Annotated in this window: 11 protein-coding genes; 5 read left to right on the forward strand and 6 right to left on the reverse strand. The window is 61.0% G+C overall.

Features of this window, described 5'->3' with window-relative positions; all coding sequences use genetic code 11:
- Positions 1 to 28 precede the first annotated feature (28 nt).
- From ABR948_RS21615 to ABR948_RS21625, 3 genes are read right to left on the reverse strand one after another with little or no spacing between them, the layout of a single operon-like run.
- On the reverse strand, positions 29 to 529 hold the full coding sequence (locus tag ABR948_RS21615; RefSeq protein ID WP_428121835.1) for a hypothetical protein: 501 nt from the start codon (positions 527 to 529) through the stop codon (positions 29 to 31).
- A 60-nt stretch (positions 530 to 589) separates the two neighbouring features.
- A complete protein-coding gene (locus ABR948_RS21620; protein WP_428121837.1) occupies positions 590 to 2140 on the reverse strand; it encodes an AMP-binding protein in 1551 nt (516 codons plus the stop codon).
- Between the two features lie 16 nt (positions 2141 to 2156).
- Positions 2157 to 2435, reverse strand: a complete 279-nt coding sequence (locus ABR948_RS21625) for a hypothetical protein (RefSeq protein ID WP_428121839.1) — start codon at positions 2433 to 2435, stop codon at positions 2157 to 2159.
- Between the two features lie 449 nt (positions 2436 to 2884).
- Here ABR948_RS21625 and ABR948_RS21630 point away from each other — a divergent pair, with 449 nt between their 5' ends.
- The 5 genes from ABR948_RS21630 (at position 2885) to ABR948_RS21650 (ending at position 10532) form a co-directional block, all read left to right on the forward strand.
- Positions 2885 to 4045, forward strand: a complete 1161-nt coding sequence (locus tag ABR948_RS21630) for an efflux RND transporter periplasmic adaptor subunit (protein ID WP_428121855.1) — start codon at positions 2885 to 2887, stop codon at positions 4043 to 4045.
- The gene (locus ABR948_RS21635) at positions 4042 to 7200 is read left to right on the forward strand and encodes an efflux RND transporter permease subunit (protein ID WP_428121842.1); all 3159 of its coding nucleotides are present in this window, start codon (positions 4042 to 4044) and stop codon (positions 7198 to 7200) included. Before ABR948_RS21630 ends, ABR948_RS21635 begins: the two co-directional genes overlap by 4 nt.
- Before the next feature lie 122 nt (positions 7201 to 7322).
- The gene (locus ABR948_RS21640; protein ID WP_428121844.1) at positions 7323 to 8519 is read left to right on the forward strand and encodes an ABC transporter substrate-binding protein; all 1197 of its coding nucleotides are present in this window, start codon (positions 7323 to 7325) and stop codon (positions 8517 to 8519) included.
- Positions 8520 to 8872: 353 nt separating this feature from the next.
- Positions 8873 to 9433 (forward strand): hypothetical protein, encoded by a 561-nt coding sequence (locus ABR948_RS21645; protein ID WP_428121858.1) that lies wholly within the window; start codon positions 8873 to 8875, stop codon positions 9431 to 9433.
- Positions 9434 to 9596: 163 nt separating this feature from the next.
- Complete coding sequence (locus ABR948_RS21650) at positions 9597 to 10532, forward strand: LysM peptidoglycan-binding domain-containing protein (protein WP_428121846.1); 936 nt, start codon at positions 9597 to 9599, stop codon at positions 10530 to 10532.
- 80 nt (positions 10533 to 10612) lie between these two features.
- On the opposite strand, the gene ABR948_RS21655 is transcribed toward ABR948_RS21650, so the two are convergent.
- The 3 genes from ABR948_RS21655 to ABR948_RS21665 form a co-directional block, all read right to left on the reverse strand.
- Positions 10613 to 11239, reverse strand: coding sequence for a methyltransferase family protein (locus tag ABR948_RS21655; protein WP_428121848.1), 627 nt, complete (start codon positions 11237 to 11239; stop codon positions 10613 to 10615).
- A gap of 75 nt (positions 11240 to 11314) precedes the next feature.
- On the reverse strand, positions 11315 to 12301 hold the full coding sequence (locus ABR948_RS21660; RefSeq protein WP_428121850.1) for an NAD-dependent epimerase/dehydratase family protein: 987 nt from the start codon (positions 12299 to 12301) through the stop codon (positions 11315 to 11317).
- On the reverse strand, positions 12298 to 12861 hold the full coding sequence (locus tag ABR948_RS21665; RefSeq protein ID WP_428121853.1) for an Mpo1 family 2-hydroxy fatty acid dioxygenase: 564 nt from the start codon (positions 12859 to 12861) through the stop codon (positions 12298 to 12300). Before ABR948_RS21665 ends, ABR948_RS21660 begins: the two co-directional genes overlap by 4 nt.
- Positions 12862 to 12944: the final 83 nt, after the last annotated feature.

Here is a 12944-nt window from a genome sequence, read left to right on the forward strand (position 1 = left end):
GAGGCGTTTCCATGCCTGAAGGCCCGGATCAGGGCTTGGGGAGATGATCGCCCGGCGCCTTGGACGCGTGATCTGTCGAAGCGCGAAGCCTTGTCACCACAGAGTTGTAATAGTCATCACGTTCGCGATGGAACAGCTCCTGATGGGCGCGGAACGCAGCCACCCTTCCGCGGATTTCCTGGCGAATATCGCTGACACGCACCGGGGATGGGCGGGTGATCTGCGCAGTCTCGATTCGCGCAGTCTCGTTTCGCGCAGTCTCGTTTCGCGCAGTCTCGTTTCGCGCAGTCTCGTTTCGCGAAGTCTCGATTCGCAAAGTCTCGATTTGCAAAGTCTCGATCTGCGCGGCATCGGCAGGCCGTTTCACTTCCGCAATTTCACCAGCCGGAGTTGATTTAATCAGAGTTGGTTCGATCAGGGCTTCCCGCGGAACTTCCCGAGCTTCAGCGGTCGCCTTCTTGCCGGCGACAGATTGAACAAATGCCATGGTTTGCGCGATCAGAAGATCGCGCTCCTTTTTCCACTTCATGGCTCACCTCGGCCCGCAAGCATTTCAGCAAAAAGCCCGCGATCAATCAAGCGCGCTTGCTCACAGGATCCGTGAGGTTTTGTCGCCCCAGTAACGGTCGCGCAACAGCCGTTTGTAGAGTTTTCCGGTCGGTAGCCGGGGCAGTTCGGCCGCAAAATCGATCGAGCGCGGCACCTTCTGGCGCGACAGCGACTGGCTGCAAAACAGGATCAACTCCTCGGCGAGATCCGGACATGCCAGAATCCCGGGCATCGGCTGCACCACGGCTTTGACCTCCTCGCCAAGATCGGCATTGGGAACGCCGAATACCGCGGCGTCGGCGATCTTGGGATGGGTGATCAGGAGGTTCTCGCATTCCTGCGGATAGATGTTGACGCCTCCCGAGATGATCATGAAGGTCGCGCGATCGGTCAGATGGAGAAAGCCGTCGCTGTCGACATAGCCGACATCGCCGACCGTGCTCATGCTGCCGTCGGGCGAGCGGGCCTCGCGGGTCTTGTTCGGGTCGTTGAAATATTCAAACGGGGTAGCGGTCTTGAACCACACCGTGCCGGAGGTGCCGACCGGGCATGGCTGCATGTTTTCGTCGAGAATGTGAAGGTCGCCGAGCAGGACCTTGCCGACCGTTCCCCGGTGGGCCAGCCATTCCGCGCTGTTGCACGCGGTAAAGCCGAGGCCTTCGGTGGCGCCATAATATTCGTGGATGATCGGTCCCCACCATTTGATGATCTCGTCCTTCACCATGGACGGACAGGGCGCCGCCGCATGGACCGCGATTTCGAGCGATGACAGGTCATAGCGCGTCCGCACCGCCTCCGGCAGCTTCAGCATGCGCGAGAACATCGTCGGCACCAGCTGGCTGTGGGTCACGCCCCATTTCTCGACCAGCGCGAGATAATTTTCCGGATCGAAGCTCTCCATGATGATGACGGTGGCGCCCATCCGGATCGCGAGATTGACCGCGGCCTGCGGCGCCGAATGATACAGCGGCGCCGGCGACAGGTAGATCATGCCTTCGCGGTACTGCCAGAGTTTTTGCAGGAAGTCGAAGATCGGCAGCTGCTGCGTCGGCGGTTGTTCGGCCAGCGGCCGCAATATGCCCTTCGGCCGCCCGGTCGTACCCGACGAATAGAGCATCGCGGTGCCGATGCATTCGTCCGCGATCGGCGTCCTGGGCAGCCCGCGGGTGGCTTCCCGCAGGCCGACGATGCGTTCGCCGTCGCCTTCACCATCGACCACGATACAGAGTTCGACCTTGGGACATTGTTTGAGGGCCTCGCGAGCGACCGCCAGCTTTGCCACCGACGTGATGAGAATGCGGGATTCGCTGTTGTCGACGATGTAGGCGAGCTCGCTTCCGGTCAGGTAGGAATTGACGCAGGTAAAGTACAGGCCGGCCCGCTCGCCTGCGCCGCAGGCCTCCAGGTAGCGGCTGTTGTTCTCCATGTAGATGGCATAGTGATCGAGCCGCTTCATGCCGCGATTGCGAAACAGATGCGCCAGGCGATTGCTGCGCGCCTCCAGCTCGGCATAACTCACGCTCTCGCCGGAGTTTGCCATGATGAAAGCGGGCTGAAGGGGACGGAGATGAGCGTGCTTGCCGGTATACATTTTCCCTCCGAGAATCTTATGCGGCCAGAACAACAATTCCGCGCATCAGCGCGGACCTATTGATTTCGCGCGGGTTGCGCGAATTCCAAGGCTTGCGAATTGCCTTGTGGATTTTGGGCTTGCGGATTTTGGGCCTGGATACTTCATCGATCCGGGAGTTCTCGCGGTCGAGCGCGTCGCTGACCGTCCGAAATGCGCGAGCAGGGCGCAAAAGGTCGATCGGTTCGACCATGGCGGCAGGGCGACCGAAAATAGTGTCGTCCACCGCACTGCAAACGGCACGCTCCTTGTGCACGGCGCTTGTCCTCCCCCGGACGATCTTGATTTTTGTTGTCGCTTTGGACGCAATTTAGCGGAGTAACCGCGAGGAGGGGAGCCATAAAATGACCCCGCCGTGTTCAGCGCGACAGATTTACGACGTCCGGAATAAGCCTGCGTAGCCCGTAATGAATCGCACCATGGCCGCGCCGACGGCCATACCGCCTCCTGGCAGATTATTCCAACAAGGTCGGCCGGCGCAGGCGTGTTTGGAAGCTGGTAGCGCCAATGCATAACGATTTTGCTTGATCCCGGCCGGTTCTTGAACAGACTGCTGATCGATCTCATCTTGAACCTGCCGCGGGTGCGGCTGCCTCGTCTGATCACGGTAATCTCGGTTGATCACGGCAACAGAGTGCAGAGGAGATGGAATTGAGCGCGACTGAGAAATCGGAGCGTTTAGCTCAAACTGTCAATGTCGGTTCGTTGCGTGATGTCCGTTGGTTGCGCGATCTCAGGCCGCTGATCGTTCTGCTCGCCGTTGCCCTGTCCGGCTGCGGGGACAAACCGCCGCCACCGGCCGCGGCCGCGGCACCGCCTGTCACGGTCGCTCAGCCCACCAAACGCACCGTCACGGACTGGGACGAGTTCACCGGACGGTTCGAGGCGGTCGAAGAGGTTCAGGTTCGCGCCCGGGTCGGCGGCTTCGTCACCAGCGTCGAGTTTCGGGACGGCGCATTCGTCAAGACCGGCGACCTTCTGTATGTGATCGACGCCCGTCCCTTTGAGGCGGTCGCCGAGCAGGCGGACGGCCAGCTCTCGGACGCACGGGCCAAGGCGGAACTCGCCAAGCGCGACCTCGACCGCGGCCTGGCCCTGGTCCAGACCAGTGCTGTCTCCGAACAGGTCGTCGACCAGCGCCGCCAGGCCTTGCAGGCGGCGCACGCCGCCGAGATGCAGGCAGAGGGCGCGCTGAAGGCGGCGCAGCTCAATATCGAGTTCAGCCACGTGATAGCCCCGATCGGCGGCAGGGTCAGTCGCCATCTCGTCAGTGCTGGCAATCTCGTGCAGGGCAGTGACAGCGGATCGACGCTCCTGACCTCGATCGTCTCGCTCGATCCGATCTACATTTATTTCGACATGGATGAGGCGACCTATCTCAGGAACAACCGGCTTTATTTCGAAGGCAAGCGCCCCAGCTCGCGCGACACCCCAAATCCGGTTCAGGTCACGCTGACCGGCGAAACCAAGCCATCGCATGACGGCAAGATGGATTTCGTCGACAACCGAATGGATGTCTCGACCGGTACGCTGCGCGGCCGGGCCGTGATTCCGAACCAGAATTATTCAATCCTGCCCGGCCAGTTCGGCCGTGTGCGGTTGATCGGAAGCGCGCCCTATGAAGCGTTGCTGGTGCCGGATGTCGCGGTCGCGACCGATCAGTCGCGCAAGATCGTCTTCGTAGTCAAGGACGATGACACCGTAGAGGCGCGGCCAGTCATTCTCGGCCCGCTCGACGACGGCTTGCGCGTGATTCGCGAAGGCCTGAAGCCGGAAGACCGCGTGATTGTTGATGGCCTGCAGCGCGCACGCGTCGGGGCAAAGGTAAGTCCGCACGCCGCAAAGGCGGCCGGTAACAAGACATGAACCTCGGCCAGCTTTCCATCAACCGGCCGATTCTGGCGATGGTGCTGTCCATCGTGCTCTTGATCGTCGGCGCGCTCGCCTACACCACATTGCCGGTGGCGGAATATCCGCAAGTCGTGCCGCCAACCGTCGTGGTCACCACGCAATACCCCGGAGCTTCCGCGCAAACCGTTTCCGATACCGTCGCAGCACCGATCGAGCAGCAGATCAACGGCGTCGAGGACATGCTTTACCTCTACAGCCAGGCGACCTCGAACGGCCAGCTTACGATCACGGTCACGTTCAAACTCGGCACCGATCTCGACAAGGCCCAGGTGCTGGTTCAGAACCGGGTCGCCATCGCGCAGCCTCAGCTGCCGGATGAGGTGCAGCGAAACGGCGTCGTCACGCGCAAGAACAGCCCGGACATCTTGATGGTCGTGTTCATGCTGTCGCCCGACGATACTTTCGACCAGCTCTATATCAGCAACTATGCGCTGCTCCAGGTTCGCGATCAGTTGTTGCGGCTGGACGGCATCGGCGACATCCAGATTTTCGGCGCGCGCGATTACTCGATGCGCCTGTGGCTCGATCCCGACAAGATCGCGAATCTCGGCCTGACCGCCGGCGATGTGCTGGCGGCGATTCGCGCGCAGAACCTGCAGATCACCGGGGGCCAGCTTGCCGCTCCGCCGATCGCGGACCGGGCCTTTCAGCCCAACCTCACCTTCACCGGCCGGCTGAAGGATATCCAGCAGTTCGAAGATATCCTCGTCAAAGCCGGCGCCGACGGTCGCACCGTGCGGCTGCGTGACGTGGCCCGGGTTGAACTGGGGGCGTTGGACTACACCACCAACAGCTTCCTGCTCCGGAAAACCGCGGTGGCGCTGCTGGTGACCCAGCGCCCTGGCTCGAACGCGCTGGCCACGGCGAAAAACATTTCCGATGCCATGGTGAAGCTGAAGGCCGATTTCCCCAAGGGGCTCGACTACAATATCGGCTACAATCCGACCGAGTTCATCGCGCAGTCGGTCAGCGAATTGATCAAGACGATCTATGAGGCGATGGTTCTCGTCGTCATTGTGGTACTGGTGTTCCTGCAGGGGTGGCGTCCGGCGATCATCCCGATCGTGGCGATCCCGGTGTCGCTGGTCGGCACCTTCGCCGCGATGGCGGCGCTCGGCTTTGCGATCAACAATCTGACTTTGTTCGGCCTCGTGCTCGCGGTCGGCATCGTGGTCGATGATGCGATCGTGGTGGTGGAGAATGTCGAGCGGCATCTTCGCGACGGCATGAGCCGACGCGATGCGGCGTTGCGCACCATGGAGGAGGTCGGTGGCGCGCTGGTTTCGATCGCGCTGGTGTTATGCGCCGTGTTCGTGCCGACCGCCTTTCTCGGTGGTCTTTCCGGACAGTTTTTTCAGCAATTCGCGATCACGATCGCAGTGGCGACCGCGATCTCCTGTTTCTGCTCGCTGACGCTTTCGCCCGCGCTGGCGTCGCAGATTCTGCAGCCCCATCAGGAGAAACGGCCGCCCGCGGGCTGGAACCTGATCGGGCGCGGCTGGGAAAAATTCACGGCCTTTTTCAATCGCGGTTTCGATCGGCTGTCCCATCTCTATGGCAGCGCCGCCGGCTTTGTGATCAGGCATTCGGTGGTGATGTTGCTGATCTATGTGGCGCTGATCGGCAGTGCCGGATGGCTGCTCTTCACGACGCCGCAAGGGTTCATTCCAGCGCAGGATCGCGGTTACGTCATCATCTCGGTGCAATTGCCCGGCGCAGCCTCGCTGGCGCGAACCACCGAGATCGTGCGCGAGGTCGAAAACATCACGCTCGGCACCCCCGGCATCGTTCGCGTGGCGGTGTTCGCCGGATTGTCCGGCGCGACGCGCACCCAGGCCAGCAATGCCGCGGCGCTGTTCCCGGTCTTCGACGAGCCGGAAGTACGTTTGAAAAAGGGATTGTCGGCCGCCAAGATCACAGGCGATTTGCGAATGCGGCTTTCCGCCCTGGAGGGCGCTTTCATTATCGTTATTCCGCCGCCCTCGATTCCCGGCATCGGCACCGGCGGCGGCTTCACCATGCGCATCCAGGATCGGCAGGGCCGCGGTCCTGAATTGCTGGCGGCAGCGACCGACGAACTCGTCGCCGCGGCCCGCCGGGCGCCGGGGCTGACGTCGGTGTTTTCGCCGTTCACCGCGAATACGCCGCAGGTGTTCGTCGATATCGACCGCATCAAGGCGCAGAAGCTCGGCGTACCGATCCAGGGTGTGACGGATGCGATCGAGACTTATTTCGGCTCGGCCTATGTCAACGACTTCAATATCCTCGGCCGGACCTATCATGTCACCGCGCAGGCCGACCTGCCGTTTCGCAAGGAGACTTCCGATCTCGCCCGCCTGCGCACCCGCAATGCGGCCGGCGATATGGTGATGCTCGGCAGCGTCGTGGATTTCCACGACATAGCTGGACCGGATCGGGTCGCGCGCTACAATCTCTACCCGTCATCTGAACTTCAGGGGGATACGACCCCCGGGACCAGTTCGGCGACGGCCATCGACACCATGAAGCGGCTGGCGGAGCAAACGCTGCCCAGCGGGTTTGCCTACGATTGGACGGACCTGTCCTATCAACAGGTCACCGGCGGCAATTCGGGCCTCTACGTGTTTCCGGTCTGCGTCCTGTTCGTGTTCCTCGTGCTGGCGGCGCAGTATGGCAGCTGGAGCCTGCCGTTCGCCGTGATTCTGATCGTGCCGATGTGTCTGTTGGCCGCGACGATCGGCGTGCGGGTGATGGGACAGGACGTCAACATTCTCACCCAGATCGGCTTTGTGGTCCTGGTCGGACTGGCCGCGAAGAACGCGATTTTGATTGTCGAGTTTGCCCGCGATATCGAACTCGAGGGCCGCGAACGCCTGGAAGCTGTCATCGAGGCCTGCCGGCTGCGGCTGCGTCCGATTTTGATGACATCCTTTGCCTTCATTCTCGGTGTGCTGCCGCTGGTTGTTTCAACCGGCTCGGGATCGGAAATGCGTCAGGCGGTCGGGGTCGCCGTGTTCTTCGGCATGCTCGGCGTGACCCTGTTCGGGCTGATCTTCACGCCGATCTTCTACATGATCGTCCGCAACCTGGCCGACCGGCCGCACCGGAAACCCCCGGCCCCGGCGGGATAGCCGGTCACATCAATCGATATTGGGTTGTGCCCCAATCCATACTAATGGCTCATTTGAAATGGATGGGCAGTTGTGGGGTTATAAAATATCATGCCCGGAACAAGACTTTTGGGGAGGCCAATATGAAATCGGGAATGTTGTCGGCGGCCGTTGCGGCATGCGGCGTGTTGCTTGCGGTTCCGGCGTCGGCGCAGGGCGTCAAGATCGGGATTCTGAACGATCAGTCCGGAGTCTATGCAGATTACGGCGGCAAATATTCCGTCGAGGCGGCCAAGATGGCGATCGAGGATTTTGGCGGCAGCGTGCTCGGCCAGAAGATCGAGATCACCACCGCCGACCACCAGAACAAGCCTGATTTGGCCACCAGCATTGCGCGACGCTGGTATGAGGTCGAAGGCGTCGACATGATCACCGAGCTGACGACGTCGTCGGTCGCGCTCGCGGTTCAGGAGCTGTCGAAGGAAAAGAAGAAGATCGATATTGTCGTCGGTGCCGCGACCTCGCGCATCACCGGTGACGCCTGCACGCCCTATGGCTTTCATTGGGCTTTCGACACCCACGCGCTCGCGGTCGGCACCGGCGGCGCGCTGGTCAAGGCGGGCGGAGATACCTGGTTTTTCATGACCGCCGATTACGCTTTCGGCTACGCGCTTGAAAAGGATACCAGCGAGATTGTCACGGCGAATGGCGGCAAGATCCTCGGTTCGGTCCGCATTCCCTTGAACTCGTCGGACTTCTCGTCGTTCCTGCTGCAGGCGCAAAGCTCGAAGGCGAAAATCATCGGGCTTGCCAATGCCGGCCTCGACACTTCCAATTCGATCAAGCAGGCGGCCGAATTCGGCATTGTTGCCAGCGGTCAGAAGCTGGCCGGACTATTGATGACGCTCGCCGAAGTGCACGGCCTCGGGCTGCAGGCGGCGCAGGGTCTGGTGCTGACGGAGGGTTTCTACTGGGACCAGAGCGACAAGACCCGCGAGTTCTCGGACCGCTTCATGAAGCGAACCGGCCGCATGCCCAATATGATCCAGGCCGGCACCTATTCGGCGACGCTGCAATATCTGAAGGCCGTGAAGGCCGCCGGTACCAAGGACTCCGACGCGGTGGTCAAGCAGCTGAAGGAGCTGCCGGTTGACGACGTGTTTGCCCAAGGCGGCAAGGTGCTCGAAAACGGCCGCATGGTGCACGATCTCTATCTGTTCGAAGTGAAGAAGCCGTCCGAATCCAAGAAGCCCTGGGACTACTACAAGCAACTTGCCGTCGTGCCGGGCGACAAGGCGTTCCCGTCCGCCAAGGACAGTGGCTGCCCGTTGACGAAGTGATCACAAGCTCTTGATGTTTCGGGGCGGCGCAACGTCGCATCCTACGATGTGCTTGGACGCTGCGCCGCTGCTTCAGCACGGTTGCGAAATACCGGACCGGATCCCCGAAAGAACTGCGACCCGTCAATGGTGTTGCAATACGGACACGTCGTGCGGATTAAATGGTCGGGCTTGGCACCCCTTGTTGCAGATGCGAGCATGCGGAGGCTAGGTTCCGGCCCGCGCGGCTACGCCTCCAAGGGGAATCAATGAAATCATCTAGCGGTTACACGGGATTTGTCGGCGAACGTTGGTTTCCTGGTCGATGGTGGTTAAGATCGTTGCGCGCAGTGGCACTGACACTGTTGCTGCTGATGCTTCCGATTGGCACCCCAGCGAAGGCGGCGGTTTCCGCCTCGGGAGCGTCGGACGCTCACGTTTACCTGTTGCGTGGCGTGCTCAACATCTTCTCGCTGGGCCTGGATGACATCGCAGACAAGCTGCGGGCGCAGGGCATTCCCGTCACCGTCATCAACTATCTCGGGTGGTCGTCGCTCGCCGACGAAGTCGCCGCGGACTACAGGAGCGGGCGGGTGCGGACCATCATCCTGGTCGGGCACTCCTCGGGTGCGACGGCGCTGCCTGATATGGTGGCGCGGCTGGACCAGCTTGGCGCTCCGGTCAAACTGGCGATCGGCCTGGATTCGGTGTTTCGCACCAGCCTGCAGGGCCACGTTGGGCGTTATATCAATTTCTACATCGCCAATGGCAACGGTGAACCTGTGGTGAGGACCAGCCGTCTGCATGGCACGCTGGAGAATGTCGATGTGCAGAACGTCCCCGGTGTCGGGCATCTCACCATCGAAAAGAACGAGATCATGCAGCGGAAGGTGATCAGTGAGATCGATGCGGTGGCCCTGGGCCGAGCGAGGTAAACGCCGCCGGTCGGGTGATGCCGTACCGATCGACGCCACAATTTTACCAACTCGGCAGCCCTAAGGTGAAACTCGCGCATCGAATGGCGCATCTTGGGGCCGTGACGCGGTGAGTCGGCGCCGTGCAATGAGCTACCAGCGTTGAGGATGGTTCGCGGAGCGCATGATCAATCCGACGCCGATTGCAACGATCGTTCTTGGCGTGACGCTTTCGGCCCTGCTGTTGTGCGACGGTATCGAACGGGCGGCGGCAGGCCCGGTTGCGGCGAGGAGCGAGACCGCCGCATCGCCGCCGGAGGCCGCCCAGCCAGCGCTTGTGCCGCACGGGCGCGCTTACCTGTTCCGTGGCGCGATGGGCCCGATCTTCTCGCGCGGCATGGATGGTCTGACCGAACGGATCGAACAGGCCGGCATCACGGCGGATGTCTACGAGTTCACGATCTGCCGCATCATCGCCGCGAGTGCGATTCGCGAATACCGCGAGAGCCCTGCGCCGATCATCCTGATCGGGCACTCCATGGGCGGTTATTGCGCGTTGATATTTTCTGAATTACTCGAGGCGGAAAATATTCCGGTCAGTCTCGTTGTCACGATCGATCCGCCTCAGGTCAGCCCCGACGTGCCGCTCAATATCGAGCGCTATATCAATATCTTCCTGTCGAAGAGCGTCTTCGGTGGCAGCCACATGAAGCCGAAGCCGGGCTACCGAAGTCATTATGCAAGCTTCGATCTCTCGGAACATGAAGAGGTTTCGCACATCAATATCGAAAAGATGGACGCCATCCAGGAACAATTGGTCAGCAAGGTCGTGCAGATCGCGAACATGCCCGCGAAGGCGGAAGGGGACGCGCTGCCGCTTAATTATGTTGTCCCTCCCAATGCCGCCATCGAGCTGTGGGATAGTGGCATGTCGGTGTTCGCCCGCCCGGGCGATAGTCTGCAGACGATCGCGGCGCTTTATCACGTGCCGCTCTGGTCGGTCACCCAGATCAACAAGGGCACGGAGAACACACCGTTGGTGCCGGGCGAGCGTGTTATCGTTCCGCGCCATCTGGTGCCGCTGGCCGAGGTCTCGCGGCCGTCGCCATCCAGGCGCTGATGTTGCAGATGCCGGCTTTGTTGTGACGCATTTTCCTGGCGTAAAGCTGTGCTCTCACGGCGCTTGAAAATGCTGCATGCTCAGCGTTGCGGCAGGAATGGAACCAGCATCGGAACGCGGCGGCAGTAGGTTCCGTACGCACTCGCGCCAAGCTCCGTCGTCAGAAAGCCTTCTTCCATGCGGGCCTTCTGCCAGAGGCCGAAGGCGATCAGCACGGTACCGAGCAGCGCCGTGACGGTCGCGACCGCAACGCCTGTCGCCAGCATGGCGGCGATAAGCCCGGTATAGATCGGATGGCGAACCAGCCCGTAAGGGCCGGTGTCGATAACCCGATGGCCTTCCTTGCGCGTGATCGCGTTCGACCAAAAACGTCCAAGGTGAATTCGCGCCCACCACGTGAACAAGGTGCCCGCCAGGGTCAGCGCGGCGAGCAGGTAGGTCCCGCCGTTGCCGACGTGCCAGAGCGGCTGTTCTCCCAGGACCTGTTCGGTCCATGGCGTAAGCAGGACGGCACCGATCAGAATGGGGATGCGGTAAGCACGCGAGTCCCAGGTCCTGACGTGCTTTTCGGTTCGACCGGAAAAGAACGAGCCCACCGCCCAGCTGATGAGCCATGCAACCCAGATCAGCGCGAGCAATTGCGTGGGCCAGGTGGCGGTCCATCCGCTCCAGACGAAAGCCAAAAATGAGTTCTGATCATGCATCATGGTGCAGCTTATATTCCGGATTGCGTGGTGCTGGCAAATGACGGAACTGCCGAGATCGAGGCTGGATTTGCGGTCCTAATGCTTGCTGCTGGCGCCGAGGAGATACGCAATGGTGTCGCGCAACGCAGGCTCAACCGGCCGGGGTGCGTAGCCGAGTTCCTGTTGCGCCTTTTCGATCGATAGATCCTCGGCCCGCAATGCGATCCGCACACCTTCCGCCGTACCGGTCGGGGCGCGGCGCGTCACATGATCGGAGATGAACTCCAGCATCGTGGCGGCCATTTCCGCCATGCGGCCCGAAACCGGGATGCTGAGATGGCGGCGGCCGCTGATCGTCGTTATGAGTTCCAGTATTCGCTTCAGCGGAATACTCTCGCTGCCGAGAATGTAGCGGTGCCCGGCTTGCCCGTGTTCCATCGCGAGAATCAGGCCCGCGGCGACATCGCGCACGTCGACGAGGTTCACGATGAAATCGAGATAAAGATGCAGACGTCCGTCAAGAAAGTGCCGGAGCATCGCGGTCGGTGGGGTAAGGTTGTGATCATGAGGCCCGATTGGCATCGTCGGTGTGCCGACGACCAGCGGAAAACCGGATGACGCAGCTTGCAAGGCGAGCTGTTCCGCGAGCAATTTCGAACGCGTATATAGCCCTGGCATGTCATGGGATGACTGCAGGCCATGCTCGCAAACGGCATGTGATGCCGTCGACGCGCGGAACAGGATCGATTCAGTCGAGCAGTGCAGGAAGCGGGCAATGCCGCGCTTGCGCGCGGCTTTGATGACGGCTTCCGTGCCGTGGTAGTTGATGGTGTGGAAGTCGCCTTTTTTCGGCAGCCACATGCCCGGAAGAGCCGCAAGGTGATAAACCTCACCGATATCGCGGAGCGCCTCATTCACCAGATCCGGATCGAGCACCGAACCCTGGATATATTGCACTTCGGGCAGGAGGTGGGCCGGCGGGAGAAGATCGAGAACCCGCACCTGTCGATTTCGGGCGACAAGCGCCGATACCAGGTGCTGTCCGATAAAGCCGCTGCCGCCAGTGACAAGTACCCTGGTCATGAATACGGCAGTGGCTCGACCTGATGTTCCTCGGCGTAGGATGAAGCGTTGCTAGGCGCTGGTTGCGGAACCCGTTCGATAATAACGGCAAGATCGTGCCGAAAGCCAAGCGCGATAAACAATTTTACCATCACAAACATCGGTCCGAGCAACAAGTGACTTGGATTATCCAGCAGCGCAGGCTGCCGGCGTTCGAACAATCGATGCCCGATAATCTGAAAACCCACGCCGATGAAGATCAATGCGCCCGAGATCGACCACACGCCAGCAACGCTCGCATAGGTCACGATAACCGCAGCGGTTGATAGTAAAATGACCGCAGCGCCCAGGATCGCCATGCCGAGGGCCGCGTCGAGCAGGAACCAGTAAATCAGGACGGGCAGGGCCATGATCGGCGCCACGGTGGTTCGCACGCCGAACGCGTGAACGGGCCACAGGCTAAGCGGAAGAATCGCGGCCAGGAACAAAAATACGATGCCAAACACATGCATCACGCCATTCCAGTGGTTGCGGTGATATTCCACGTAAACCGCAAGCTGACGCTTGAAATAAGAATTCATTATGATGTGCTCGCTGCAGCTCTCGCGTGCGGCAAGCACCCCAAAGCTAACGTCATAAAATTAGGCAGTGCCGCTCCACCGCC

This window comes from Bradyrhizobium sp. (assembly GCF_050014615.1).
GTDB lineage: Bacteria > Pseudomonadota > Alphaproteobacteria > Rhizobiales > Xanthobacteraceae > Bradyrhizobium.

What these genes read in the sequence shown, in the direction of transcription:
- ABR948_RS21615 (WP_428121835.1), bottom strand. Translation starts at nt 529, where the DNA reads ATGAAGTGGAAAAAGGAGCGCGATCTTCTGATCGCGCAAACCATGGCA.
- ABR948_RS21620 (WP_428121837.1), bottom strand. Translation starts at nt 2,140, where the DNA reads ATGTATACCGGCAAGCACGCTCATCTCCGTCCCCTTCAGCCCGCTTTC.
- ABR948_RS21660 (WP_428121850.1), bottom strand. Translation starts at nt 12,301, where the DNA reads ATGACCAGGGTACTTGTCACTGGCGGCAGCGGCTTTATCGGACAGCAC.
- ABR948_RS21650 (WP_428121846.1), top strand. Translation starts at nt 9,597, where the DNA reads ATGATCAATCCGACGCCGATTGCAACGATCGTTCTTGGCGTGACGCTT.
- ABR948_RS21655 (WP_428121848.1), bottom strand. Translation starts at nt 11,239, where the DNA reads ATGATGCATGATCAGAACTCATTTTTGGCTTTCGTCTGGAGCGGATGG.
- ABR948_RS21645 (WP_428121858.1), top strand. Translation starts at nt 8,873, where the DNA reads ATGCTTCCGATTGGCACCCCAGCGAAGGCGGCGGTTTCCGCCTCGGGA.
- ABR948_RS21640 (WP_428121844.1), top strand. Translation starts at nt 7,323, where the DNA reads ATGAAATCGGGAATGTTGTCGGCGGCCGTTGCGGCATGCGGCGTGTTG.
- ABR948_RS21665 (WP_428121853.1), bottom strand. Translation starts at nt 12,861, where the DNA reads ATGAATTCTTATTTCAAGCGTCAGCTTGCGGTTTACGTGGAATATCAC.
- ABR948_RS21635 (WP_428121842.1), top strand. Translation starts at nt 4,042, where the DNA reads ATGAACCTCGGCCAGCTTTCCATCAACCGGCCGATTCTGGCGATGGTG.